Origin of the sequence: Azospirillum sp. ST 5-10 (assembly GCF_051225715.1) — a bacterium.
In the GTDB taxonomy this organism is placed as follows: domain Bacteria; phylum Pseudomonadota; class Alphaproteobacteria; order Azospirillales; family Azospirillaceae; genus Azospirillum.
On the sequence record NZ_JBPJSP010000030.1, the window covers coordinates 15,997 to 40,746 of the forward strand.

At 71.8% G+C, this 24,750-nt stretch carries 26 protein-coding genes; 12 read left to right on the top strand and 14 right to left on the bottom strand.

Annotated features, from left to right (window positions below):
• The first annotated feature begins 153 nt into the window (after nucleotides 1-153).
• Nucleotides 154-498 (top strand): hypothetical protein, encoded by a 345-nt coding sequence (locus tag ACSBPG_RS25370; RefSeq protein ID WP_435540024.1) that lies wholly within the window; start codon nucleotides 154-156, stop codon nucleotides 496-498.
• Here the strand turns inward: ACSBPG_RS25370 and ACSBPG_RS25375 are convergent.
• From ACSBPG_RS25375 to ACSBPG_RS25385, 3 genes are read right to left on the bottom strand one after another with little or no spacing between them, the layout of a single operon-like run.
• Nucleotides 491-1,297 (bottom strand): TSUP family transporter, encoded by an 807-nt coding sequence (locus tag ACSBPG_RS25375; protein ID WP_435540025.1) that lies wholly within the window; start codon nucleotides 1,295-1,297, stop codon nucleotides 491-493. The genes ACSBPG_RS25370 and ACSBPG_RS25375 overlap by 8 nt on opposite strands.
• 16 nt (nucleotides 1,298-1,313) lie before the next feature.
• Nucleotides 1,314-1,961, bottom strand: coding sequence for a thiamine phosphate synthase (thiE, locus tag ACSBPG_RS25380; protein WP_435540026.1), 648 nt, complete (start codon nucleotides 1,959-1,961; stop codon nucleotides 1,314-1,316).
• 7 nt (nucleotides 1,962-1,968) lie between these two features.
• Nucleotides 1,969-2,898 (bottom strand): class I fructose-bisphosphate aldolase, encoded by a 930-nt coding sequence (locus ACSBPG_RS25385; RefSeq protein ID WP_435540027.1) that lies wholly within the window; start codon nucleotides 2,896-2,898, stop codon nucleotides 1,969-1,971.
• 293 nt (nucleotides 2,899-3,191) lie between these two features.
• On the opposite strand from ACSBPG_RS25385, the gene ACSBPG_RS25390 reads away from it, so the two are divergent.
• The 5 genes from ACSBPG_RS25390 to ACSBPG_RS25410 all read left to right on the top strand — a co-directional run bounded on the left by ACSBPG_RS25390 (nucleotide 3,192) and on the right by ACSBPG_RS25410 (nucleotide 11,827).
• A complete protein-coding gene (locus ACSBPG_RS25390; RefSeq protein ID WP_435540028.1) occupies nucleotides 3,192-4,589 on the top strand; it encodes an N-acetylmuramoyl-L-alanine amidase in 1,398 nt (465 codons plus the stop codon).
• Nucleotides 4,590-4,717: 128 nt separating this feature from the next.
• A complete protein-coding gene (locus tag ACSBPG_RS25395) occupies nucleotides 4,718-7,459 on the top strand; it encodes a M10 family metallopeptidase C-terminal domain-containing protein (protein ID WP_435540029.1) in 2,742 nt (913 codons plus the stop codon).
• Nucleotides 7,460-7,683: 224 nt separating this feature from the next.
• Nucleotides 7,684-10,227, top strand: coding sequence for a penicillin-binding protein 1A (locus ACSBPG_RS25400; RefSeq protein WP_435540030.1), 2,544 nt, complete (start codon nucleotides 7,684-7,686; stop codon nucleotides 10,225-10,227).
• 87 nt (nucleotides 10,228-10,314) lie between these two features.
• Nucleotides 10,315-11,443, top strand: a protein-coding gene (prfB, locus tag ACSBPG_RS25405) for a peptide chain release factor 2 (RefSeq protein WP_435540031.1) whose coding sequence is annotated in 2 segments (ribosomal slippage) — nucleotides 10,315-10,383 and nucleotides 10,385-11,443 — 1,128 coding nt in all. Because the reading frame shifts where the segments join, the coding sequence is not laid out codon by codon here.
• 78 nt (nucleotides 11,444-11,521) lie between these two features.
• Nucleotides 11,522-11,827, top strand: a complete 306-nt coding sequence (locus ACSBPG_RS25410; protein WP_435540032.1) for a peptidoglycan-binding domain-containing protein — start codon at nucleotides 11,522-11,524, stop codon at nucleotides 11,825-11,827.
• 57 nt (nucleotides 11,828-11,884) lie between these two features.
• On the opposite strand, the gene ACSBPG_RS25415 is transcribed toward ACSBPG_RS25410, so the two are convergent.
• The gene (locus ACSBPG_RS25415; protein ID WP_435540033.1) at nucleotides 11,885-12,268 is read right to left on the bottom strand and encodes a hypothetical protein; all 384 of its coding nucleotides are present in this window, start codon (nucleotides 12,266-12,268) and stop codon (nucleotides 11,885-11,887) included.
• A gap of 347 nt (nucleotides 12,269-12,615) precedes the next feature.
• Between ACSBPG_RS25415 and ACSBPG_RS25420 the strand changes: the two genes are divergently transcribed.
• The 3 genes from ACSBPG_RS25420 to ACSBPG_RS25430 all read left to right on the top strand — a co-directional run bounded on the left by ACSBPG_RS25420 (nucleotide 12,616) and on the right by ACSBPG_RS25430 (nucleotide 14,580).
• Nucleotides 12,616-13,518 carry a LysR family transcriptional regulator gene (locus ACSBPG_RS25420; RefSeq protein ID WP_435540034.1) on the top strand — a complete coding sequence of 301 codons (903 nt, stop codon included), beginning with the start codon at nucleotides 12,616-12,618 and terminating at the stop codon, nucleotides 13,516-13,518.
• Between the two features lie 136 nt (nucleotides 13,519-13,654).
• Nucleotides 13,655-13,942 (top strand): YciI family protein, encoded by a 288-nt coding sequence (locus tag ACSBPG_RS25425; protein ID WP_435540035.1) that lies wholly within the window; start codon nucleotides 13,655-13,657, stop codon nucleotides 13,940-13,942.
• A 26-nt stretch (nucleotides 13,943-13,968) separates the two neighbouring features.
• Nucleotides 13,969-14,580: a DNA-3-methyladenine glycosylase I gene (locus tag ACSBPG_RS25430; RefSeq protein WP_435540036.1), complete on the top strand. Its 612-nt coding sequence runs from the start codon at nucleotides 13,969-13,971 to the stop codon at nucleotides 14,578-14,580.
• Between the two features lie 20 nt (nucleotides 14,581-14,600).
• On the opposite strand, the gene ACSBPG_RS25435 is transcribed toward ACSBPG_RS25430, so the two are convergent.
• Together ACSBPG_RS25435 and cysQ are read right to left on the bottom strand one after the other, a co-directional pair.
• Complete coding sequence (locus ACSBPG_RS25435; RefSeq protein ID WP_435540037.1) at nucleotides 14,601-15,413, bottom strand: ferritin-like domain-containing protein; 813 nt, start codon at nucleotides 15,411-15,413, stop codon at nucleotides 14,601-14,603.
• Entirely contained in the window at nucleotides 15,410-16,192 is a 783-nt protein-coding gene (cysQ, locus tag ACSBPG_RS25440; RefSeq protein ID WP_435540038.1) for a 3'(2'),5'-bisphosphate nucleotidase CysQ, read from the bottom strand. Before cysQ ends, ACSBPG_RS25435 begins: the two co-directional genes overlap by 4 nt.
• 122 nt (nucleotides 16,193-16,314) lie before the next feature.
• On the opposite strand from cysQ, the gene ACSBPG_RS25445 reads away from it, so the two are divergent.
• Nucleotides 16,315-16,836, top strand: coding sequence for a GNAT family N-acetyltransferase (locus ACSBPG_RS25445; RefSeq protein ID WP_435540039.1), 522 nt, complete (start codon nucleotides 16,315-16,317; stop codon nucleotides 16,834-16,836).
• Here the strand turns inward: ACSBPG_RS25445 and plsY are convergent.
• The 5 genes from plsY to ACSBPG_RS25470 form a co-directional block, all read right to left on the bottom strand.
• Nucleotides 16,820-17,413 (bottom strand): glycerol-3-phosphate 1-O-acyltransferase PlsY, encoded by a 594-nt coding sequence (gene plsY, locus ACSBPG_RS25450; RefSeq protein WP_435540040.1) that lies wholly within the window; start codon nucleotides 17,411-17,413, stop codon nucleotides 16,820-16,822. The two genes, ACSBPG_RS25445 and plsY, sit on opposite strands and share 17 nt — an antisense overlap.
• Nucleotides 17,414-17,417: 4 nt before the next feature.
• A complete protein-coding gene (gene pyrC, locus ACSBPG_RS25455; protein WP_435540041.1) occupies nucleotides 17,418-18,743 on the bottom strand; it encodes a dihydroorotase in 1,326 nt (441 codons plus the stop codon).
• A 27-nt stretch (nucleotides 18,744-18,770) separates the two neighbouring features.
• Nucleotides 18,771-19,733, bottom strand: coding sequence for an aspartate carbamoyltransferase catalytic subunit (locus ACSBPG_RS25460; protein WP_435540042.1), 963 nt, complete (start codon nucleotides 19,731-19,733; stop codon nucleotides 18,771-18,773).
• Between the two features lie 64 nt (nucleotides 19,734-19,797).
• A complete protein-coding gene (locus ACSBPG_RS25465; protein ID WP_435540043.1) occupies nucleotides 19,798-20,145 on the bottom strand; it encodes a DUF4326 domain-containing protein in 348 nt (115 codons plus the stop codon).
• Between the two features lie 22 nt (nucleotides 20,146-20,167).
• Nucleotides 20,168-21,082 carry a transcriptional regulator GcvA gene (locus ACSBPG_RS25470; protein WP_435540044.1) on the bottom strand — a complete coding sequence of 305 codons (915 nt, stop codon included), beginning with the start codon at nucleotides 21,080-21,082 and terminating at the stop codon, nucleotides 20,168-20,170.
• 151 nt (nucleotides 21,083-21,233) lie between these two features.
• Here ACSBPG_RS25470 and ACSBPG_RS25475 point away from each other — a divergent pair, with 151 nt between their 5' ends.
• The gene (locus tag ACSBPG_RS25475; protein WP_435540045.1) at nucleotides 21,234-21,458 is read left to right on the top strand and encodes a DUF1127 domain-containing protein; all 225 of its coding nucleotides are present in this window, start codon (nucleotides 21,234-21,236) and stop codon (nucleotides 21,456-21,458) included.
• 6 nt (nucleotides 21,459-21,464) lie between these two features.
• Complete coding sequence (locus ACSBPG_RS25480) at nucleotides 21,465-21,905, top strand: GFA family protein (protein WP_435540046.1); 441 nt, start codon at nucleotides 21,465-21,467, stop codon at nucleotides 21,903-21,905.
• A 10-nt stretch (nucleotides 21,906-21,915) separates the two neighbouring features.
• Here ACSBPG_RS25480 and ACSBPG_RS25485 read toward each other — a convergent pair whose 3' ends face one another.
• From ACSBPG_RS25485 to ruvX, 3 genes are all read right to left on the bottom strand, one after another.
• Nucleotides 21,916-23,100, bottom strand: coding sequence for a PQQ-dependent sugar dehydrogenase (locus ACSBPG_RS25485; protein WP_435540047.1), 1,185 nt, complete (start codon nucleotides 23,098-23,100; stop codon nucleotides 21,916-21,918).
• Nucleotides 23,101-23,221: 121 nt separating this feature from the next.
• Nucleotides 23,222-24,139 (bottom strand): AEC family transporter, encoded by a 918-nt coding sequence (locus ACSBPG_RS25490; protein WP_435540048.1) that lies wholly within the window; start codon nucleotides 24,137-24,139, stop codon nucleotides 23,222-23,224.
• Between the two features lie 33 nt (nucleotides 24,140-24,172).
• Entirely contained in the window at nucleotides 24,173-24,700 is a 528-nt protein-coding gene (gene ruvX / locus ACSBPG_RS25495) for a Holliday junction resolvase RuvX (RefSeq protein ID WP_435540049.1), read from the bottom strand.
• Between the last annotated feature and the right edge of the window lie 50 nt (nucleotides 24,701-24,750).

The window sequence follows — 24,750 nt, forward strand, 5'->3', positions numbered from 1 at the left end:
TGCGAACGGTGGGCCGGCCGACCGGTCCGCCGGGGCGGGGCCGGGACCTTCGCGGGCGTCCCCGCCGTTACCCCCGGGAGCCAGGGCTCTGGCCGATGCCCTCACACAGCCGGGAGATGCCGCTCGATGCGCCGACACCCCCTCAGGAACGCCATGCGACGGAGTGTCGCTGCCTTCGCGCTGATCGCCGTGGCCGCCTGCGCCACCTACGATCCGGGCAACCCGCTGCAGGGGCGCTGGACCCTGACGGCTCCGGTGATGGGGACGGGATTCGCGCTGGGCAGCTACGAGTTCCGGCGCGACAGCATGGAGGTGCTGGGCGTCGAGACCGGCGTCGACTACGCGGTGGCCGGCGACCGGGTCACCGTGATCCCCGAGACCTTCGGCCCGACATTGGAGGTGCGGATGATCGATGCGGACACGGCGGAGCTGCGCGACCCGCTCACCGGGACGCCGCTGACCCTGCGCCGGCTGCGCGATCGTGGCCTGTTCAGGTGAACAGGCCGGCGACGTACAGCGCCGCCTGACGCAGCAGGTTGTCGTCGTCCGTCGCCACCAGCTTGGCGGTGATCGCCAGGGAGGCGACGACCAGCATGGGGCGGACGATGCGCGCACCGTTGCGGATCACCAGATGGGCGCCGATCTGCGCGCCGAGGTACTGGCCGATCCCCATGGTGAGCCCCACCACCCAGTGAAGGTGCCCGCCCAGCAGGAAGAACAGCAGGGCCGCGACGTTGCTGGTGAAGTTGAGCACCTTGGTGTGCGCCGTCGCCTTGCGCAGGTTGAAGCCGAGCAGGGAGACGAAGCCGATGGCGAAGAAGGTGCCGGTTCCCGGCCCGAAGAAGCCGTCGTAGAAGCCGATCCCGGTGCCGACGACCAGGGCGAACAGGGTCTCCGACACCCGGCGATGGGCATCGAGGTCGCCGGCCTTGGGCGACACCAGCAGATAGACGGCGATGCCCGCGAGCAGCAGCGGAATGACGTCGCGCAGGAAGTCGGCGTCCAGCAACTGCACCGCCGTCGCGCCGGCGGCGGCGCCGACGAAGGTGCAGACGATCATGCGGCCCATCCGCCGCGGATCGACCTCGCCGCCGCGCACGAAGCGCAGCGTCGCCGAGAACGAGCCGAAGCTCGATTGCAGTTTGTTGGTGGCCAGCGCCTGGGCCGGGGTCAGGCCGGCCCACAGCAGCGCCGGCACGGTCAGCAGACCGCCGCCGCCGGCGACGGAATCGACGATGCCGGCCACCAGCCCGACGGCCAGCAGGGCGCCCATGACGTCGAGGGGAAGGAGATCCATGGCGGGGCCGCCGGGGTCAGCCGGCGTCGGCTTCCTCTGCCGCCCGCTCGATGGCGCGGGCGAAGGCGGCGACGGCGGCGCCAGGGCCCTGGGGATGGTTCCACACGGCGCCGACCACGGCCAGGAAGTCCGCGCCCGCCCGCACCAGCGGGCCGCAGTTCTCCGGGGTGATGCCGCCGATGGCGACGCACGGCACCTCCATCAGTTCCGTCCACCAGGACAGCAGGTCGGGCGCGGCATGGTGCTCGACGTCCTTGGTGAGCGTCGGGAAGAAGGAACCGAAGGCGACGTAGTCGGCGCCGTCCTCGGCGGCCACCATGGCGAGATGGCGGCTGTCGTGGCAGGTCACGCCGACGATGGCGTCGGCGCCGACGATCTGCCGCGCCTTGCGGTAGGGCGTGTCGGTCTGGCCGACGTGGACGCCGTCGCAACCGGTCTCGCGGGCGAGGCCGGGATGGTCGTTCAGGATGAAGGCGACGCCGCGGTCCTGGGCGACCGGGCGCAGCGCATCGACGGCGCGGCGCACCGTGTCGTCGTCGCAATCCTTGAGCCGGAGCTGGACGCAGGCGACGTCGCCGGCGTCCAGCGCCTCGGCCAGCCGGACGGCGAACGCCGCCGGCTCCAGGGCCGGCGGCGTCACCAGGTAGAGGCGGCAGTCAGCCAACGAGGGCTCACTCCTTGTTCTGGTAGATCTTCATGATGCGGTCGAGCAGGGCGAGCGCCTCCTCGCGCGGCCGCTGGAAGGCGTTGCGGCCGATGATCGAGCCGTTGCCGCCGCCGTCGCGGATGGCCCGGGCGTCGTCGTACACCGCGTCCTCGCCCTTGGTGGCGCCGCCGGAGAACACGACGATGCGGCGCCCGTTGAAGGCGCACTGCATGATGTGGCGCACCCGGTCGGCCTGGCTGTCGATGGCGATGCCCGTCGACTGGTACACCTTCTTCGCCTCGGCGTTCTCGAGGTCGGCGGTCGGCAGCTTGACCTTGATGACGTGGGCGCCGAGCAGGGCCGCCATGTGGGCCGCGTAGCCGATGATGTCGACCGCCAGCTCGCCCGACTTGGAGATCGTGCCGCCGCGCGGGTAGGACCAGATCACCGTGGCGATGCCGACCGACTTGGCCTCGGCCGACAGCTCGCGGATCTCCTCGTACTGGTCGTACATGGCGTCGGAGCCGGGATAGATCGTGAAGCCGATGGCCGAGCAGCCCAGGCGCAGCGCGTCGTCGATCGAGGCGGTGACCGCCTGGTCCGCCGCTTCCTTCTGGGTCGACAGGCTGTTGGCGCTGTTCATCTTGAGGATGGTCGGGATGGCGCCGGCGAAGGTGTCGGCCCCGGCCTCCAGCGGGCCAAGCGGCGCTGCGTAGGCGTTGCAGCCGGCGTCGACGGCGAGCTGGTAATGGTAGTGCGGATCGTAGCCCGCCGGGTTCGGCGCGAAGCTGCGCGCCGGGCCGTGCTCGAAGCCCTGGTCGACGGGCAGGATCACCAGCTTGCCGGTGCCGCCGAGCTTGCCTTCCATGAGAATGCGGGCAAGGTTGGCCTTGACGCCGGGATTGTCGCTCTCGTAATTGGCGAGAATGTCTTTGACTTTGCGGGTGATCTTCATGGTCACGACTCCCGTGGGGCATTCTTGGGCAAAGTGGCGCCCTCATAGCCCAGCAGGGTCGGCATTGCAACGCCCGCAGGGGATATAACCGGGGCATAGAACCGCGGCTCCGCACGCCGGGACGCCGTTTGCGGCGCCGACGCGACCGCCGGCGGCCCCGGGCGTCGGTATCGTTGCCGATCTCCCACAGTCGGCCGGGATAAAGTAACGTCTCGTCTTTTTCGTTGAACGCATTGATTTTTCTAAGCTACAGGTAGGGCTTGGCTCGTTCTGGTCCGGTCTGGGTGGTTGGTATGCCTCGCATTCCCGCGCGGGTCGCTGCGCTGGCGGTGGCCGCGGCGACGTTTCTTGGGGCGGTGCTGGCCCTCGGGCTGCCGGGCGTGCCGGCGCTCGCCGCGTCGTCGAAGACCACGACCGCCCTGCTGACGCCCCCGGAGACTCCGCCCTCGGTGATCGACGCGCGGCTCGGCGTCCATCCCGACAAGACGCGGTTCGTGCTCGAATTGAGCGAGCCGGTGCCGTACACCGTCGGAACGCTGGCCGACCCCTTCCGGGTCGTGCTGGACCTGCCCGAACTGCACTGGCCCGGCGGTGCCGAGACGCTGCCCGGCAAGGGGTTGGTGGAGCGCTACCGCTACGGCCACTTCGCCGCCGGCACGCTGCGCGTCGTCTTCGACACCAGCGGCCCGGTCCGGGTCGCCAGCGCCTTCCTCATCCCGCCGCGCGACGGCCATCTCACCCGCCTCGTGCTCGACCTGGAGCGGGTGGACCCCGCGACCTTCGCCCGGCTCCAGAAGGAGGACGCGGGGAAGGAGGTCGCGGCGGGGGCCGCCGGAAGGTCCGAGGACGGGAAGAGCGACAAGGCTGCCGTGGTCCAGGAGGTGGTGTCCGTCGGCACCGTGGCGATCGAGCCGCCGGTGCAGGCGATCACGGTGGCCGCCCCCCTGCCGCCGCCGATGCCGCCGCGCCCGGCGGTGAAGCCGGAGCGGGCGCCGGCGGCGAGGCCGACGATCGTCATCGATCCCGGCCACGGCGGGGTCGATCCCGGCGCCCTCGGCGTCGGCGGCGTCTTCGAGAAGGACATCACCCTGGCGACCGGGCGGGCCCTGAAGAAGGCGCTCGAGGCGACCGGCCGCTACCGGGTGATCATGACGCGCGACAAGGACGTCTTCGTGCGGCTGCGCGAGCGCGTGGCGATCGGCCGCGAGGCCGGCGCCGACCTCTTCGTGTCGCTCCACGCCGACAGCATCGGCAGCAACGCTATCCGCGGCCTGTCGGTCTACACCCTGTCCGACAAGGCCTCCGACCGCGAGGCGGAGATGCTCGCCGCCAAGGAGAACCGGGCCGACGCCATCGGCGGCCTCGACCTGACGGCCGAAAACGATCTGGTCGTCAGCATCCTCATCGACCTGGCGCAGCGTGACACCATGAACCAGTCCAAGCGCTTCGCCAAAATGGCGCTGGACCATCTGGGCAAGGAGGTCAAGCTGCTGCCGTCCAAGCCGCACCGCCAAGCCGGCTTCGCCGTCCTGACGGCGCCCGACGTGCCGTCTGTCCTGGTCGAGATGGGGTTCCTCTCCAGCCCGCAGGACGCGAACCTGCTGACGTCGGCCAAGCACCAGGAAGCATTCGCTCGTGCGATGACCCGCTCCATCGACGGGTATTTCAGGTGGCTCGACAGCGTCCGCTGAACTGGCCCGACAACTTGTCGTTTTTTGTCGCTTCCTCTTTCCGTTCGACGTGATCAATATCCCGGCCCTAACGATCGGGGTAATCCATCCGTCTGCGCACGCCGCGGGCGGCGACGCGGAGTGCAGGTATGAGCGGCGTTGTTGCGAACGGCGAAAACGCGGTTGCCGCGGGTTGGACGTGTGGCTGCGCGCAGTGCAGCGGCCTGGTCACCGTCGAACTCGGGAGCGGCGGCGGGAGCAGCGACGCCGTCAGCCAAGTCGGCACGGTCGCGCGGACGGGCAACGCCTACGTCGACGCCCTGGTCTGGGGGAACAAGTGGGGCGGCGGCGGCAGCGGCGCCGTGGAGGTCACCTACAGCTTCCTCGACGCCGGCAGCGGCGACAGCACCTACAGCTGGTCGACCGACGAGAAGGCGGCGATGGTGGCGGCCCTGGCCACATGGTCGTCGGTCGCCAACATCGTGTTCACCGAGGACACGTCGGGGAACGGCAACCTGACGTTCAATCTCGTCGACACCGCCTATTTCGGCAACAGCACCACCCTCGGCCGCCACTATGGTCCGGATGGCTCCGACAGCCAGGGCGAGGCTTGGTTCAATCACGACGGCAGCGGCTGGTCGACCAGCGACCTGGTGCAGGGCGGCTACGGCTTCGTCACCCTGATCCACGAGTTGGGACACGGCATTGGCCTGGCCCACACGCACGACGACGGCGGCAATTCGACGGTGTTTCCCGGCGTCAGCAGTTCGTCGTCGCTCGGCACCAACGGGCAGAACCAGGGCGTCTATTCGACGATGTCCTACAACAGAGGGCTGGCGTCCGACGCCGACCACGCTCTCGGGTACGGGTACCAGGGCACCCCCATGGCGTTCGACATCGCCGCGGTCCAGTACATCTACGGCGCGAACACGACCACCGCCGGGGGTGACGACACCTACACCCTGCCCGACGCGAACACCGCCGGAACCTTCTACCAGTCCATCTGGGACACCGGGGGCACCGACAGCATCGCCTACGCCGGCACCGGCGACGTCACCATAGACCTCCGCGCGGCGCCGCTGACCGGCGCCAACGCCGGCGGCTACATCAGCAAGGTCGCCGGCGTCTACGGCGGCTTCACCATCGCCAACGGCGTCACCGTGGAGAACGCTTCCGCGGGCAACGGTGCCGACACCCTGACCGGGAACGACGCGGCCAACCGGCTGAGCGGGGGCGGCGGCACCGACGTGCTGGCGGGCGGCGCCGGCGATGACACGCTCGACGGCGGCGGCGGAGCCGACACCCTGACGGGCGGCACCGGCAACGACCGGTTCCTCGTCGGCAGCGGCGATCTCGTCACGGACTTCGCGAGCGGCGACCTCCTCGTCGCCGGTGCCTTCACGGCGGCGACGGTGCTGTCCATCGGCGCGTCCGGGGCGAACACGGCGCTGACCCTGAGCGAAGGCACCACGTCGCTGACGTTCTCGCTGCAGGGGACGGGCTACGCGAGTTCCGGTTTCTCCACGCAGGAATCCGGCGGGGCCCTCCAGGTGTCCTACACCGCGCCCGTCGGCGGCGGCGGCTCTTCGGGTGGCGGTTCCTCCGGCGGCTCCTCCGGGGGAGGGTCTTCCGGCGGCGGCTCCTCTTCCGGGGGCGGCTCCGGCACGGGCGCGCCGGCCGGGGGCAGCGCTCCGGCGGCACCGACGACGACGACGGTGGTTGGCGGCGTGACGGTCCAACTGCCCGGCGGCGTCACCGTCACGGCCGCCGGCGAGACCGCGGGGCTCACGGCCACGCAGGCCGGCGCGGCGCTCGACGGGGCGGTCGAAAGCCTCGGCGGAACCTCGGGGACGAGCCTGGCCGCCGCCATCGACACCTTCGTCGCCGGCCTCGCGGCGACGGCCAGCGTCACCCTTCGCACCCTGACCCCGGCCGTCACGGAGGGCACCGCCCCCGCCGGCCCGATCGTCGTCACCGGTGGCGGCGCCGGCGAGGCGCTGGTGCTCGACGCCCGCGGGCTGCCGGCGGGGACCGAGATCCAGGTGGACGATGTCGGCTTCGTCGCCGTGGTCGGCAACGCCCGGATCTCCGGCGGCGCCGGCTCCCAGGTGGCGGTCGGCGACGACGCGGCCCAGATCATGGTGCTGGGCGCCGATGACGACACCCTGCGCGGCGGCGGCGGCGACGACTTCGTCGGCTCGCGGGAAGGAAACGACGTGCTGTACGGCGACGCCGGCAACGACACGCTGACCGGCGGCGTCGGCGACGATGCTCTGTACGGCAACACCGACGACGACCAGCTCTACGGCAATCTCGGGTCCGACTCGCTGTTCGGCGGGCAGGGCGCCGACATGCTGTTCGGCGGCCAGGACGGCGACGCGCTCTACGGCCAGATCGCCGACGATGTGGTGTACGGCCAGATCGCCGACGACACCCTGTTCGGCGGCCAGGGCACGGACGTGCTGTTCGGCGGCCAGGGCGGGGACCTGGTCTACGGCAACCGCGACGGCGATGCGCTGTACGGCAACCTCGGCGACGACACGCTGGACGGCGGGCAGGGGAGCGACACGCTGCACGGCGGCGCCGGCGCCGACCTGTTCCGCATCGCCGCGCCGGCCGAGGCCGGCGACGTCGTCCTCGACTTCGAGGCGGGTGTCGACCGCATCGCCGTGGTCGGGCCCAATTTCGGCACGGTCCCGACGGGTGTTCTGGCGGCGCAGCATTTCGCGCTCGGCAGCCCGGCGGACGGCGACGACTGGTTCGTCTTCGACACGCGCACCGGGACGCTGTCGTTCGACGCCGACGGCAGCGGGGGCGGCGCGGCCGTGACGGTGGCGACGCTGGACGTCCGCACGCTCGGCCACGGGGACATCACCGTCCTCGCCTCGTGACCCGCAGACCACACCTGCGGGCCGGCGGCCGGACACGGGTTGCGCCCGCCTTCCCGGCGTCACATTTGTCCCGAGAATCGCCAGCGTCGGGCGAAGCGGCGGCCCGCGCGCGCCGGCGTTGCATGTGACGCGGGCGGGTGTAGGATGCGCCGCTCCGCGGGTCCCGCCGGGGTGCCGGCCGGCCGGTGCGGCGGGACGGATTCCGGTGTGGGATGGGCTCGGACATGCGTGTGCTTCTGTCGTTGCTGATGGGTCTGGTGCTGCTGGTGCTGGCGGGTGCCGGGGGCGTGGTGTACGTCATCGACTATTACGACCGCGACCTGCCGGACTACACCAAGCTCGCCAACTACGAACCGCCGGTGACGACGCGGGTCTACGCCGGCGACGGCCGGCTGATGGCCGAGTTCGCGTCGGAGAAGCGCGTCTTCGTCCCCTTCGAGTCGATTCCGCGGCCGGTGATCGCCGCCTTCCTGGCGGCCGAGGACAAGAACTTCTACGAGCACAAGGGCATCGATCCCATCGGCATCATCCGCGCGGTGCTCACCAACCTGGAGAATTTCGGCTCCGACCGCCGCATGGTCGGCGCCTCGACGATCACGCAGCAGGTCGCCAAGAACATGCTGCTGACCAACGAGGTCTCGTTCGCCCGCAAGATCAAGGAAGCCATCCTGGCGATCCGCATCGAGCGCACCTTCACCAAGGACCGCATCCTCGAGCTGTACCTGAACGAGATCTTCCTGGGCTTCCGCTCCTACGGCGTGGCGGCGGCGGCCATGAACTACTTCAACAAGGCGCTGGACGACCTGACCATCGCCGAGGCCGCCTACCTCGCGGCGCTGCCGAAGGCGCCCAACAACTACCATCCCGAGCGCAACCACGACGCCGCCGTCGCCCGCCGCAACTGGGTGATCGGCCGCATGCTGGAAGACGGCAACATCACGCCGGAGGAGGCGAGCGCCGCCCAGGCCGAGCCGCTCGTGGTGCGGCGGCGCGACGACACCGAGGTCTTCACGGCCGAGTACTTCGCCGAGGAGGTGCGCCGCGAGATCGTCAAGCTGTACGGCGAGCAGGCGCTCTACGAGGGCGGCCTGTCCGTGCGCGCCTCGGTCGACCCCAAGCTCCAGACCATCGCCACCAGGGCGCTGCGCGACGGGCTGATCGCCTACGACCGCCGCCACGGCTGGCGCGGCCCGGTCGCCCGCATCGAGAATTTCGACGGCTGGGCGAAGACCCTGGCCGGCATCGCGATGCCGCCGGGCGGCGAGGCGTGGCGGCTGGCGGTGGTCCTGAAGGACGAGGACCCGGCCTCCGTCGACATCGGGCTGGCCGACGGCTCGCGCGGGCGCATCCCGCTGGCCGAGCTGCGCTGGGCGCGCGCATGGAAGGAGGGCGAACGGCTCGGGCCGGAGATCCGCAAGGCCGCGGACGCCGTCACGCTGGGCGACGTGGTGCTGGTCGAGGCCGTCGAGAAGGACGACAAGGGCAAGGCGTACCCGCCCGCCACCTACGGCCTGCGGCAGATCCCGGCGGTGCAGGGCGGGCTGGTGGCGCTCGATCCGCACACCGGGCGCGTGCTCGCCATGGTCGGCGGCTTCTCGCCGCACATGAGCGTGTTCAACCGCGCCACCCAGGCGTTCCGCCAGCCCGGCTCCTCGTTCAAGCCCTTCGTCTACCTGACCGCGCTCGACAACGGCTTCACGCCGGCGTCGCTGGTGATGGACGCGCCCTTCGAGTACGACCCCGGCCATGGCCAGCCGATCTGGCGGCCGGAGAACTACAGCCACGAATTCTACGGGCCGACCCCGCTGCGCGTCGGCATCGAGAAGTCGCGCAACGTGATGACCGTCCGCCTGGCGCAGCACGTCGGCATGGACAAGGTCAAGGCGACGGTGGAGCGGCTCGGGATCGTCGACAACTTCCAGCCCTATCTGCCGATGGCGCTGGGCGCCGGCGAGACCACGGTGCTGCGGATGACGGCGGCTTACGGGATGCTGGCCAACGGCGGCAAGAAGATCGTCCCGACCTTCATCGACCGCATCCAGGACCGCCAAGGGCGCACCATCTTCCGCCATGACGACCGGCCCTGCGAGGTCTGCCGCAACGTCGGCTGGCAGGAGGGGCTGGAGGCGCCGAAGGTGCCGGACACCCGCGAGCAGGTGGCCGACCCGCGCACCGCCTACCAGATCGTCTCCATGCTGGAGGGCGTGGTGCAGCGCGGCACGGCGGCCAAGCTGGCGGCGCTCGGCCGGCCGCTGGCCGGCAAGACCGGCACCACCAACGATTCCATGGACGCCTGGTTCATGGGCTTCTCGCCCGATCTGGTGGTCGGCACCTACATCGGCTTCGACCAGCCGCGCTCGCTGGGATCGCGCGAGACGGGCGGCTCCGCGGCCGTGCCGATCTTCAAGGAGGTCATGGAGGAGGCCCTGAAGGACGAGCCGGCGACGCCGTTCCGCGTGCCGCCCGGGCTGCGGCTGGTGCGCGTCGACCCGGCCACGGGCCGGCTCGCCGAACCCGGCAGCCGTGCCATCTGGGAGGCGTTCCTGCCCGGCACCGAACCGCAGCTCGACCAGCCCGTCGCCGTCCTCGACGGGTCCGGCCAGAGCGGCGGCGCCTGGTCCTGGCAGGGCGGGGTGCCCGGCGATTCCTACGGCTCGCCGGCGCCGGGCGCCCCCTACGGCACGGTGGCGGCGCCCGGCATGGTGCCGCCGTCCGGCCCGGGAGGGCCGCCGCCGGCGGCGACGCTCGGCACCGGCGGTCTCTACTGACGGCGACAAGAGGGTCGCATCGGCCGCCGGGAACCGCTACATAACGCCCCGACTTTTCCGAAACCCTGGCTGACGAGGAGGCACGCGATGCGAGCCGAGATCGAAGCGGCCGCCAGCGAGATTCGCGAATCGCTGGCGCTGCTGAGGAGGCATCTTTGACTGGGACAACGCACTCCGTCGTCTCGATGAACTGAACGCCCTGTCGGAGGACCCCAAGCTGTGGGACGATCCCGACAAGGCGCAGAAGATCATGCGCGAGCGCACCCAGCTGGAGACCTCCGTCACCGGCTACCGCTCCCTCGAGCGCGACCTGTCCGACAGCCTGGAGCTGATCGAGATGGGCGAGGATGAGGAGGACGCGACGGTGGTCGCCGACGCCGAGTCCCAGCTCTACGCGTTGCGCGACCGGGCGGCCAAGCTGCAGCTCGAGAGTCTGCTGTCGGGCGAGGCCGATGCCAACGACTGCTTCCTCGAAGTGAACGCGGGCGCCGGCGGCACCGAGGCCCAGGACTGGGCGCTGATGCTGGCGCGCATGTACCAGCGCTGGGCCGAGCAGCACGAGTTCAAGGTCGAGTGGCTGGACGAGAGCCCCGGAGAAGAGGCGGGGATCAAGTCGGCGACCATCCAGGTCAAGGGCCACAACGCCTATGGCTGGCTGAAGACGGAAGCCGGCGTGCACCGGCTGGTGCGCATCAGCCCGTTCGACAGCCAGGCGCGGCGCCAGACCAGCTTCGCCGCCGTCTCGGTGTCCCCGGTGATCGACGACAAGATCGACATCGAGGTCAACGAGAAGGACTGCCGCATCGACACCTTCCGGGCGTCGGGCGCCGGCGGCCAGCACATCAACAAGACCGACTCGGCGGTGCGCATCACCCACCTGCCGACCGGCATCGTGGTGGCCTGCCAGCAGGAGCGCTCGCAGCACAAGAACCGGGCCAAGGCGTGGGACATGCTGCGCGCCCGCCTCTACGAGATGGAGCTGAAGAAGCGCGAGGACGCCGCCGCCGCCCTGGAGGCCCAGAAGACCGACATCGGCTGGGGCCACCAGATCCGCAGCTACGTCCTGCACCCCTACCAGATGGTGAAGGACCTGCGCACCGGCGTCGAGACGTCGCAGACCGACGCCGTCCTCAACGGCGACCTCGACGCCTTCCTCGAGGCGGCGCTGGCCGCCCGCATCAAGGGACTGGGCGACGACGAGGCGATGTCGGCCTAGTAGACTGTGGAGGCCGTGCCGCGCCCGCTCCGGCGGGCCCGGCACGGCGCCCTTCCCCCATCGGCACGAGGCCCGATCATGTTCCGTGTCGCCGTCAGCGCCGTGGTGCTGACTCTCCTGTCCGCTCCCGCCTTCGCCGCCTGCGAAGCCGACGGCATGCCGCCGCAGATGCACACCGCCTATGTGGTGGGCGTCCAGGAGGCGCTGGCCGAGCACGGCTTCCGTCCCGGCCCGGCGGACGGCAAGGCCGGCCCGCGCACCCGCGCGGCCGTGCGCGCGTACCAGAAGGCGGCCGGCCTGCCGGTCGACGGCTGCGTCAGCAAGGCGCTCGCCGACCACCTGCAGTTCGCGGTTCCCAAGGTCTATGCGCCGGGCCGGCGCTAGAGCGGGATGTTTAGAGCAGGATCGCTTTTGGCCGGATCGGCCGAAAGCGATCTTGCGCTAGGCCCTGAAGCCGCGGGCCACCCAGCCGACCGCCAGAAGCAGCACGGCAAGGCCCAACGGTGGTCCGACCATCAGCAGCGCCGTGTCGCGCAGCCGTGCGACGGCCGCTTGGTAGCGCAAGGCGAGCCGCCGCTCGGCCTCCGCCTGGGTCAGCGTGCGTACGCTCCGGAGGAACTCCGCCAGTTCGCCGCTCGGCGTGAACCGGCCGAGCGGCGTGTCCAACGTCGGCGCCCCGTCGTCGGACCGCCACTCCATCTCCAGGCGCGACTGCACGACGGCGAGGTCGTCGCGCAACGCATCCCAATGGATGGCGCCGACCGCGACGATCCACAAAAGCGCGGCCGCCGTCGCCAGCCGCCGCAGGCCCCGCGCAAGGTTCACAACCCCCCTCCATAGGCCACGCCATGATCGATCTCTTCCAAGGGAATGGACAGCGACAAGGGCGGGATTGCCAGAACCGCATCGATGTCGGTCAACGTGCGATGTCTCCAGCTCTCGTCACCGTCCCGCGCAAGGACGAACACCGACTCTTATCCTGTGCCGTAACGACTTTAGTCCAGAAGGTCGATATTGTCTGGTCGTTCCGCGACCTGGCACCAGTGTCGGGGTTCGCCGCCATCGGCGACGCCGAGGCACAGGGCGCCGGCGGGAATGGTGCTTGCCGGCGGCGGGCGGTGCGATAGGCTGTCTGCCGGCGGGGCCTCGATCAGCAATGGGCCATTCTCGGCATGGCATCGCAAACCACACAGCTCGACTGGGACGACCTGCGCATCGTGCTGGCGGTGGCGGAAAGCGGCACCCTCTCGGCAGCGGCGACGGTGTTGCGCGTCAGCCATCCGACGCTGTCGCGCCGGCTTCGGCGAATCGAGCAGCGCCTGGGTGTGCGGTTGTTCGAGCGCACGCCGTCGTCGTGGCGTGTCACGGCGGCGGGCGAGGAGATGAAGGCGCTGGCGCGCCGCCTGCGCGACGAGATCGCCGCACTGGAAGCGCGCATCGCCGGGCGTGACCGCAGCCTGCGTGGCTCCGTCCGCCTGACGGCACCTGACGCCGTGTCTGAGTATCTCCTTCCCGGCATGCTGGCCGATCTCTGTCGGGAGGCGCCGGAACTGACCATCGAACTGGTAGTGTCCAACCAGGTCCTCTCACTGGCGCAGCGCAGCGCCGACCTGGCCCTGCGCGTCACCGAGTCGCCGGACCCCGCCCTGCTCGGGCGGCGGGTCGGCACGGTGGCGATGGCCGTCTACGCCGCACGGTCGTTGGCGGCGGGGCTGCCGGAGGACGGCGGTGACCGCCCCTGGATCGGCTACGACGACGCCCTGGCGTGCACCGGGCCGGCGGCGTGGGTCGCGGCCAGGGTGCCGGACGCTTGCGTCCGTTTCCGGGCCAACACGGTGTTGGGCGCGGCGCGCGCCATCGGCTCCGGCATCGGCTGCGGACTGCTGCCCTGCTTCGTCGGCGGCAGTCTTCCGGACCTCGTGCGCCTGGGGGAGCCGATCCCCTCGCTGGCGGTGAGCCTGTGGCTTCTGGTCCATCCGGAGATTGCCGAGGTTCCTCGGATGCGTGCGGCGCGCGACGCTCTGGCCCGGAAACTGAAGGCGGCGGCGCCGCTGCTGGCCGGCGAAACGCCGTGACCCCACGTGGGGGAGGATCACAGCCCGGCTGAGCCGACGCGATGAAAAGTTCTTTCAGCCCGCTGTGCGCAAACGGCCGGTCGGGCGGCGGAGCGGAGCGGTTAGGGTGTCCCGGCAATCCACAGGGAGAGACCCGATGCATATCGTGCTGCTCAACGTTTCGGACGACCGCGCCAAGGCCGGGGCGTTCCTGGACGGGCACAGGGAATGGTTGCGGCGCGGGTTTGACGATGGCGTGTTTTTGCTGGCCGGCAGCTTGCCCGGCGGCCGCGGAGGCGCCATCCTGGCGCATGGCTTGAGCCTCGCCGAATTGTCGGAGCGGGTGAACGCCGATCCCTTCGTCGTGGAGCGCCTCGTGCAGCCGGAGATCCTGACGATCACCCCGTCGATGACCGACCCGCGGCTCAAGGCCCTGCTCGCCTGAAGGCCCGATCACGGAGGAAGGGAACCATGAGCGCCACGATCCCCGGGCCGGACGGGAGGCCGCGTTGCCGTTGGTGCGGTGCGGCGCCGGAGTTCTTCCACTACCACGACACGGAGTGGGGCTTCCCGGTCGCCGACGACTGGCGGCTGTTCGAGAAGCTGAGCCTGGAGGCGTTCCAGTCCGGCCTGAGCTGGCGCACCATCCTCGCCAAGCGGGAGAACTTCCGCGCCGCCTTCTGCGGCTTCGACTTCGCGCGGATCGCCCGTTTCGACGAGGGCGACGTGGCGCGCCTTCTGGCGGACGCCGGCATCGTCCGCCACCGCGGCAAGATCGAGGCGGTCATCCACAACGCCCGCCGGGCGGTGGACCTGGTCGAGACGGAAGGCTCGCTTGCGGCCTTCCTGTGGCGCTACGAGGCGGATGCGGCCCGCCGGGAGGCGCCGCAGGCGGCGTCGGTCTCACCGGAATCGGTGGCGCTCTCCAAGGACTTGAAGAAGCGGGGCTGGGCGTTCGTCGGCCCGACGACGGCCTACGCCTTCATGCAGGCGATGGGGCTGGTCAACGATCACGCCGAGGGGTGCGTCGTCCGCGGCGAGGTCGAGCGGGCGCGGGCGAGCTTCATCCCGCCGGGGCGCTGACGCCCGTTCCCGCCCGGCGCCTATCCCTCCGCCACCGGCTCGTAGAACTCCGGTCCGAATCCGGCGGCGAGGCGGCCGGCCGTGTTGAAGGGGCGCTTCAGCGCGCCGCGGAAATGCCGGCGCACGAGCTCCTGCCACGTGGCGACGGGATCGACGCCGCGCCGGTCGCAGACGTATCCGAACCACCGCCGGCCGGCGGCGACGTGGACGATCTCGTCGTCGCAGATGGTCCGCAACAGCGACGCGCTCTCGGCATCGCCGAAGCCTTCGAGCCGGGCCACCGTTTCGGGTGTCACGTCGATGCCGCGGGCCTCCAGCACCATGGGCACCACCGCCAGCCGGGCGGCGATGTCGCCGGCGGTCTCCTGTGCCGACTGCCACAGGCCGTCATGCGCCGGGAGGGCGCCGTAGGACGACCCCAGTTCGTTCAGCCGCCGCTCGAGCATCGCGAAGTGGCGCGCCTCGTCGTCGGCGACTCCGACCCAGTCGTCGAGAAAGCCGCGGGGCATGCCCTCGTCGGGGAAGCGGGCGACGAGGTCCCAGGCGAGGTCGACGGCGTTCAGCTCGATGTGGGCCAGCGCGTGCAGGAGCGCGATCCGGTTGGCGTCGCTGCCGCCGCGGCCGCGCTTGGGCATGTCGCGGGGCCGCTTCAGCTCCGGCCGGTCCGGCCGGGCCGGGCGGTCGGGCAGGGTGGTGCTGCCCGGCGCGGCGATGCGGCCGTCCCGCCACGCCGCGGCGACGGCGTGGGTCAGGCGCACCTTGCCGTCCGGCGCCGGCGTCTCGAGGACCGCACGCGCCGCCTCGGCGAGGGTGGAGGGGAGAGCGGCGGTCACTGCCAGGCGTAGGCGACGAAGGAGGGGTTCTTGAAGTCGGCGCGCTTGCCGTAGCGCAGCGCGTCGCTGCCGTCGGCCACGCAGACCCGCCCGCCGGCGGCCAGCAGCACCGCGTGGCCGGCCGCCGTGTCCCACTCGCAGGTCGGCCCGAAGCGGGGATAGAGGTCGGCCTTGCCGCAGGCCAGCGCGCAGAATTTCAGCGACGAGCCGCAGGAGATGCGCTCCTTCACCGAAAAGCCGGCGAGGAAGCGGTCGGTCTCGTCCGCGTCGCCGTGGGACCGGCTGGCCACCACCGTCAGCCCCTCCGGCGGATGGCGGCGCACGGCGATGGCGTGCTCGCCGCGGCCCTCCACCCACAGGATCGCGGTGCCGGCGCCGGCGGCGGCGTAGAGATCGCCGACGGCGGGGGCGTAGACCACGCCCAGCACCGGAACCCCCCGGTCGATCAGCGCGATGTTGACGGTGAACTCGCCGTTGCGGTTGATGAACTCCTTGGTGCCGTCCAGCGGGTCGACCAGCCAGAACCGCCCGCCGGAGACGTCGGGCACCCGGCCGGCCGCCACCTCCTCCTCGGCCACCACCGGGATGTCGGGCGTGAGATGGTGGAGGGCGGGTAGGATGACCGCTTCGGCGGCGTGGTCGGCGTTGGTGACCGGGCTGCCGTCACCCTTGGTGGTCACCGTCGTGCCGTCGTTGTAAAAGCGCAGGATGACCTGACCGGCCTCGTGCGCGATGGTGCGGACCGTCGGCAGCAGCTTGGCCACGGTGATGTCGGTCATGGGTCTCCTCCGGGTGCGGGGTGTCATGAAACGATAACGCGCCGGAGGATTCCCCGGAAGTCCTCCAGCGGTCGGCCGGGGGAGCGCTTTCCGGATAGACGGCGCGGGAGAAGGGAAGAAGCATGAACGCGGCATGGCGTGCAATGGTCGAATCGGATCTCGCGGCGGTTCTGTCGGTCGCCGGGGAAGTCCACCGGGACTATCCGGAGCGCCCGGAGATCTTCGCCGAGAGATTGCGGCTGTTTCCGGCAGGGTGCCGCATCGCCGCCGACACTGCCGGGGCGGTGCTGGGCTACGCCGTCCTGCATCCCGGCGTGCTCGGCCGCCCACCGGCCCTCGACGCGCCGTTGGGGCGCCTGCCCGACTCCGCCGACTGCCTCTACCTGCACGATGTGGCCCTGCTGGCGTCGGCCCGCGGGCTCGGCCTCGGCGAGGCGGTGGTGGCGTACGCCCGCCGACTGGCCGGGGAGCGGCGTCTCGCCTGGCTGGCCCTGACCTCGACGCCCGCCGCGGCCGGCTACTGGCGGCGCGCCGGCTTCGGCCCGTTCGCCGCGGCGGACACGGCGCTGGCGGCGAAGCTGGCCTCCTACGGTGACGGCATGGCCTACCTGGTCGCGCCGGTGCCGCTCACGCCGACTTCCTGAAGTTGATGCGCGGCTCCTCGCCCTTGAGCAGGCGGCGGATGTTGGCGTCGTGGCGGACGGCGACCAGCACGGCGATGAACAGGGCCAGCGCGGCGACCGGGGGGCCGGCGACGAACCAGGCGACGACCGGCGCCAGGGCCAGCGCGGTGAGCGCCGACAGCGACGAGATCTTGAACAGGAAGGCCACCGCCAGCCAGGTCAGGCAGGCGACCACGCCGACCGGCCAGGCGACCGCCAGCAGCACGCCCAGGGCCGTCGCCACGCCCTTGCCGCCTTTGAATCCCAGCCACACCGGGAAGGTGTGCCCGAGCATGGCGCCGCCGCCGGCCCACAACGCCGCCGCCGGCCCGGCCACCGCCAGGGCGAGCAGTGCGGCGATGGCCCCCTTGCCGCTGTCCAGCAGGAGGGTCGCCGCCGCCAGCGGCTTGTTGCCGGTGCGCAGCACGTTGGTGGCGCCGATGTTGCCGGAGCCGATGGTGCGGACGTCGCCGTAGCCGGCCAGACGCGTCAGCACCAGTCCGAACGGGATGGAGCCCAGGAGATAGCCGACCAGGGCGGCGATCGCGATCGTCGTCACCGGCTCACTCCGTCGCTTGCCAGACGGTGCGGCCGTCGACCACGGTGCGCAGCGGCCGGCCCTGCACCGGCCGGTCCTCGAAGGCGGAGTTCTTGCTCTTCGATTTGAAGCGGCGGACGTCGACCGTCCAGGGAACGTCGGCGTCGAACAGCACGAGGTCGGCCGGACCGCCGGCCGTCAGCCGGCCGCCCGGCAGGCCGAGCAGGGCCGCCGGCTTGCAGGTCACCTTGGCGAGGGCCTGGAGCAGGGTGAGCTTGCGCTTGTGGGCCAGCTCCAGGACCAGGGGCAGCAGCGTCTCCAGCCCGACGACCCCGCAGGCGGCCTGGGCGAACGGCAGGCGCTTGTGGTCCTGGTCCTGCGGCCAGTGGTCGGAGGCGATCACGTCGATGGTGCCGTCGGCCAGTCCTTCGACGATGGCGCGGCGGTCCATCTCGCCGCGCAGCGGCGGCGACACCTTGGCGAAGGTGCGGTATTCGCCGACGTCCGTCTCGGTCAGGGCGAAGTAGTGGGGGGCGGTGTCGCAGGTGATCTTCAGCCCACGCGCCTTGGCGCGGCGGATGACGTCGACGGATTCGCCGGTGGAGATGTGGGCGAAGTGGACGTGGCCGCCGGTCAGCTCGGCGAGGCGGAGGTCGCGTTCGATCATGATGATCTCGGCCTCGCGCGGGATGCCGGGCAGGCCGAGGCGGGTCGCCAGCTCGCCGGCGTTCATCACGCCGGTGGCGAGCCGCGGCTCCAGCGGGTGCTGCACGATCAGCTTGCCGAAGGCGTGGGCGTAGCTCAGCGCGCGGCGCATCGTCAGCGGGTCGGCGATCGCCCGGGTGCCGTCGGTGAAGGCGACGGCACCGGCGTTGGCCAGCAGGCCCATCTCGGTGATCTCGCTGCCGGCGGTGCCGCGGGTCGCCGCGGCGTAGGCGAACACCTTGACCTGGCGGACCTCGCGGCCGCGGCGGGCGACGAACTGCAGGCCGGCGACCTCGTCGATCACCGGGTCGGTGTTGGGCAGCAGGACGATCGCCGTGATCCCGCCGGCGGCGGCGGCGCGCGCGACGCTCTTGATCGTCTCCTTGTGCTCTTCGCCCGGTTCGCCGACCTGGACGCGGATGTCGACGAGGCCGGGGGCGAGCCACAGCCCGGCGGCATCCACCACCGTGGCGTCGCCCGGCACGCCCTCGGCGAACAGGCCGGGGCCGACGTCGGCGATGCGCGTGCCCTCGGTCAGCAGGCCGCCCGGGGCGTCGAGGCCGGTCGCGGGGTCGAGGAGGCGGGCGTTGACGTAGGCGACGCGGGCCGGCACGGCCGGTGTCGCGGGCGGGATGGGGGTGTTCATGGGCACAGGTGTCGTCTCCATCACGCCTTAGGCGGCATCGGCCTCGCGGGCCTGGCGGGTCAGCAGGTCGAGGACGGCCATGCGCACCGCCACGCCCAGCTCCACCTGGTCGAGGATCATCGACCGCTTGAAGTCGTCGGCCACTTCCGAATCGATCTCCACCCCCCGGTTCATCGGTCCGGGATGCATGATCAGCGCGTTGGGCTTGGCCACCGCCAGCTTCTCGTAGTCCAGGCCGAAGAAGTAGAAGTACTCGCGCGTCGACGGCACGTACTGGCCGGCCATGCGCTCGGTCTGCAGGCGCAGCATCATGACGATGTCGGCGTCCTTCAGCCCACTCTTCATGGTGTGGTGCACCTCGACGCCGAGGCGCTCGACCGCCGACGGCAGCAGGGTCGGCGGGGCGACGACCCGCACGTGCGCCCCCATGGCGTTCAGCAGGTGGATGTTGGAGCGCGCCACCCGGCTGTGCAGGATGTCGCCGCAGATCGCCACCACCAGCCCCTCCAGCCGCCCGAGCCGGCGGCGGATGGCCAGCGCGTCGAGCAGCGCCTGCGTCGGATGCTCGTGGTGCCCGTCGCCGGCGTTGAGCACGGCGCAGTTGACCTTGTCCGACAGCAGCTTGACCGCCCCCGACTCGGAATGGCGGACGACCAGCGCGTCGAGGTGCATGGCGTTGAGGGTGGCCGCCGTGTCGATGAGCGTCTCGCCCTTCTTCACCGAGGAGGACTGCACCGCCATGTTGATGACGTCGGCGCCCAGCCGCTTGGCGGCCAGCTCGAACGACGTCAGGGTGCGGGTCGAGTTCTCGAAGAACAGGTTGACGACGGTGCGTCCGCTCAGCACCTGCGACTTGCGCTCACGGCGGCGGCTCTGCTCGACGTAGCCGTCGGCCAGGTCGAGGACGAGGGAGATCTCCCCGGCGGTCAGCCCCTCGATGCCGAGGAGGTGGCGGTGCGGGAAGCGGGGCGTGATCGGGGGCTCGGTCATGAGGCGCGACTATAGGAGCGGCGACAGGGCGCCGCAAGCGCGGCTCCGGGGCCGGGCGCGCCGATCAGAAGCCGCCCGTCGCCGGCGCGTTGGCGAGCTCCAGGAGCACGTCGACGTGGCACGGCGTGCCCGGCTTGCACCAGCAGGCGAGGTCGCGCCCGCGGAGCTCGGGCAGGGCGGCGAGGACGGCCTCGCGGTCCGCCGCGGCGCGGACGCGGACACGGCCGGCGTGGGCGGCGAACTCCTCGTCCGGCAGGGTGCCGGCCAGCCAGCGGCGGTAGCGGTCGACGGCGGCGGCCTGATCGCCGTCGGCGGGAAAGGGGTTCCCCCACTTCGTCGTGCGGTCGACCTTCACGGCGCCGGGCGGCATGCGCCAGCCCTTGGCGCGGGAGAGTTGGATTCGCTGGGGCATGGGGCACCTCCTGCGGACGCGGTCAGGCGGCGTCCGCCGGGCGTCCGGCGGGCGTCCGTCCGGCTTCGGCGAACAGCCAGTCGCGGAACGCCTTCACCTTGGGTCGCGTGAAGTAGTGGGGCGGGGCGACGACGTAGTAGGCGTGGGTGCCCGGCAGCACCGTGTCGAACAGGCGGACCAGGCGGCCGGCGGCGAGGTCGTCGGCGACCAGCACCTGGCGCGCCAGGGCGATGCCCTGCCCCTCGATGGCCGCCTGCAGCAGCAGCGCCGAATCGGTGAAGCGGGGCCCGCGCTTGGTGTCGGCGCTTTCGACGCCGGCCGCGGCGAACCACGTGCCCCAGGTGATCTCGTAATCGTCGTGCAGCAGGGTGTGCGCCAGGAGGTCGGCCGGCCGGGCGACGGCGCGGCCACCCGCCAGCAGGGACGGGGCGCCGACCGGGAAGACCGGGTCGTTCATCAGCCAGTCCGCCTGCACGTCGGGCCAGGGCGGGCGGCCGAAGCGGATCGCCAGGTCGACGTCCTGCTGCGCGAAGTCGACCATCTGCGACGTCGTGAGCAGGCGCAGCTCGAGGTCCGGGTGCGCCGTCTGGAAGCGGCCGAGGCGCATGACCAGCCACTTCGCGGCGAACGACGGCATCGTCGAGATGGTGAGCGACCCGGTGGAGTCGTTGCGGTGCAGCCGATCGGTCGCGTCGGCCATGGCGTCGAAGGCGTCGCGCAGCGGCGGCAGGTAGGCCTGGCCGGCCTCGGTCAGGAGCAGCGCCCGGTTGAGGCGGCGGAACAGCGGCATGCCCAGCCACTCCTCCAGCGCCTTGATCTGGTGGCTGACGGCGGCCTGGGTGACGTGCAGCTCCTCCGCCGCCTTGGTGAAGGAGAGATGGCGGGCGGCCGCCTCGAAGGTGCGCAGCGCGTTCAGGGGCGGCAGGCGGCGGGTCATGGCGGGGCCGGGCTTCGCATTAGTTCCGCTAATCGATTCTATGAGAAACCATCGTTTGTCCGCAAGAAGCGGGTCGTCCATCTTCCCTCTTGCAACGAGAGTGATGACGGGCCGCCTCTCCGGCCGCCCCTTCGGGATGGAGACGGAAACCATGCGCACCACGATGACCGCCGACACCACCACCCGCACCAGGACGGGCCTCGCCCGGACCTTCGGGAACCTGGTCGTCGCGGCGGCCGACACGCTGGCCACCTGGAACGACCGCCGGCGCCAGCGCGCCGCCCTCCAGTCGCTCCCCGATCACCTGCTGCACGACATCGGCGTGTCGCGCGCCGACGTCGCACACGAAGCCGACAAGCCGTTCTGGCAGGGTTGACGGTGCATGAGCGGGGCTGATGACAGGAATGTGTGGACGGGCGGCTGCCTCTGCGGCGCCGTCCGCTACACCATCGCCGAGCGGCCGAGCGCCGTCTCGTTCTGCCACTGCGGCCAGTGTCGGCGCCAGCACAGTCACGCCGGCGCCTACACCAGCTTTCCCCGCGCCGCGCTGAGCGTCGAGGATCCGGCGGGGGCTCTGGTCTGGTACCAGTCGTCGGCGCGCGCCCGGCGGGGCTTCTGCGGCCGGTGCGGCGCCGGCCTGTTCTGGGATCCGACGGAGGAATCCCGGATCGACGTCACCGCCGGCAGCCTCGACGAGCCGACCGGGCTTGCGGCGGACCGGCACATCTACGTGGAATTCAAGGGCGATTGGTATGCGATCGGCGACGACGGGCTGCCGCGCTACCGCAGCGACGATCCGGAGGTGACCGGCACCGCGGGCTGAGCCCCGGCGGTCACGGCCGTTCCGCCTGGGCGGCCGGCACCAGGCGTAGGATGCGGTCGTCGCCGCGGGCCGGGGTGCCGCGGCCGTCGCTGTTGCTGGTGCCGACATAGAGCGCGCCGTCCGGGCCGTGGGCGGCGATGCGCAGGCGCCCGTGCCGGCCGGAGGTGGCGCCGGTGGCGAACAGCCGGTCGACGCCGCGCACCCGGTAGCCGCCGTCGCGGTCGAGGTCCAGGTGTACCAGCGCCTCCGACTCCAGCGTCGCGATGTAGAGATCGCCGCCGAGGAAGGCGATGCCGGCCGGCGGCACCGCGGTGTCCGGCCACACCGTCAGCGGATCGACGAAGGGCTCGACGCCGGCGGCGCCGACCACCAGCGGCCAGCCGTAGTTGCCGCCCTTGCGGATCACGTTGACCTCGTCGTGGGCGCTCAGCCCGAACTCGCCCGTCGGGCCGTGCTCGCCGGCGAAGAGGTCGCCGGTCTGCGGGTGCCACGCCAGCCCCTGCACGTTGCGGTGACCCAGCGACCACACGGGGGAGCCGGCGAAGGGATTGTCGGCGGGGATGCCGCCGTCGGGCCGGATGCGCAGGATCTTGCCGGCCAGCGACGTGCGCTCCTGGGCCTGCCGCGGCCGGGTCGCGTCGCCGGTGCCGACATAGAGCATGCCGTCGGGGCCGAAGGCGATGCCGCCGCCGTTGTGGTGGCGGGCCGCCGGGATGCCGTCGAGCACCACCCGCTCGAACCGTGCCGCGCCCCCCTCGTCGACCAGCCGCACGACCCGGTTGACGGCGCCGTCGCCGGCCGTTGCGGTGAGCATGGCGTAGACGTAGGGCTGGCGCGGGAAGTTGGGATGCAGGGCGATGCCCATCAGCCCGCCCTCGCCGCCGGAATGCACGTCCAGCGTGGCGTAGGGTTCGCGCCGCACCGCGCCGTCGCGCGCCACCACGCGGATGCGGCCGGGGCGCTCGCTGACCAGCGCCCGCCCGTCGGGAAGGAAGGCGATGCTCCACGGCACGTCCAGTCCGGAGGCCCAGGGCTCGACCCGGAACTCGGGCGCCTCGGAGCGATAGCGGTCCTCGACGCTGTGGGGGCGTCCGCCGAGGATGGGGTCGGCGCTGACCGGCAGGACGATCGCCGGCGGCGTGGCGAGCAGCAGAGCGATCAGGGCCGTGCGGGACGGCGAGGGTGGGCGGACCATGGGCAACCCGGCCGGCTGGACGGTGGTTTGATCTGACAACGAGCGTGCACCGGCGCGGTTCCGACATTGATCCGCCCGGACCCCGGGGATCGCCGTCGGGACGACGGGCCCGGGCGCCGCCTTACGCGAACGCGGCGAGGATCAGCGGCAGGGACAGCGCCGCCAGCAGGGTCTGGACGGTGATGATGGCGGCGATCAGCGCGTGGTCGCCGCCCATCTGGCGGGCCAGGGCGTAGGCGCTCGCCGAACAGGGCAGGGCGTTGAACAGGACGGCGACGGTCAGCGCCAGCCCGTCGACGCCGAGCGCGAAGCCGGCCGCCGCGGTCGCCGCCGGCACCAGCAGCAGCTTGGTCGCGGTGGCGACGCCGACCCCCAGCCCGGCGGCGCGCGCCGCCGCCAGGTCGAGCCCGGCGCCCACCGACAGCAGGCCGACGGGCAGGGCGGCGCGCGCCAGGATCTCGATGACCGGGCCGGCCACCGGCGGCTTGCCGAGGCCGGTGAGGTTGAGGGCGACGCCGCACAGGGCGGCCAGGATGATCGGGTTGGTGGCGAGCCCGCGCAGGATGGCCCCGGCCGTGACGCCCCGGGCGTCGCGTCCCCAGCGGGCATGGGCGAGCACGGCCAGCACGTTGACCAGCGGGATGATCAGGGCGATGCCGACGGCGATCAGGGTGAGGCCGGCGTCGCCGAAGAGGGCGCGCGCGGCGGCCAGGCCGACGTAGGTGTTCATCCGCATCGAGCCCTGGAAGACCGAGGCGAAGGCGGGACCGTCGAGGCCCAGCGGACGGCGCGCGGCCGTCATCAGCGCCGCCGCCGCCAGGATGCCGGCGGCCATCGCCGCGGCCATCGGCGCCATGTCGTCGCGGCCGAGGTCGGCGCGCGCCAGTTCGTCGACGATGAGCGCCGGGAAGAAGACGAAGTAGGTCAGCCGGTCGGCCCCCGCCCACACCGCCGGCGGCACGAAGGCCCGGCGGCGCAGGGCGTGGCCCAGCAGGATCAGCAGGAAGATGGGGGCGAGCGCCCCGAAGACGGCGACCATGCGCGACCGCGGCGGTGGGGGATGGGGGCGTGGTTACGCGTCGTCGTTCTCGTCGCCGGCTCCGGCGTCCGACGCCAGCCGCCGCTGGTGGGCCAGGGAATCCAGGGCGCCCTGCAGGATGTAGGCGGCCGCCATCTTGTCGACGACCTCGCCGCGCCGCTTGCGGGTCATGTCGGCCTCGCCGGTCATGAAGCGCTGCACCGCGGCGGTCGACAGCCGCTCGTCCCAGAAGGCGATCTCCGGCTCCCAGCCGAGCAGGTCGGTGCGGCCCAGCAGGTTCTGGGCGAACTGCCGCGTCGACTGGGCGCGCGGCCCGCTCGACCCGTCCATGTTGAGGGGCAGGCCGACCACCAGGCCGCCGATCCCGTAGTCGCGGATCGCCCGCGCCAGCTCGCGCGCGTCCTCGGCGAACCTGGTGCGGCGCACCGTGCCGATGGGCGAGGCGACGACGAGGCCGGGATCGGACACGGCCATGCCGATGGTCTTGGTGCCGACGTCGAGGCCCAGCAGGCGGGCCCCCCTGGGCAGGGCGGCGGCGAGGTCGCGGAGATCGTGGATCATGGGTCCACTCATAGGCCGGCGCCGGGGCGCCGGCAAGGCCCGCCATACGG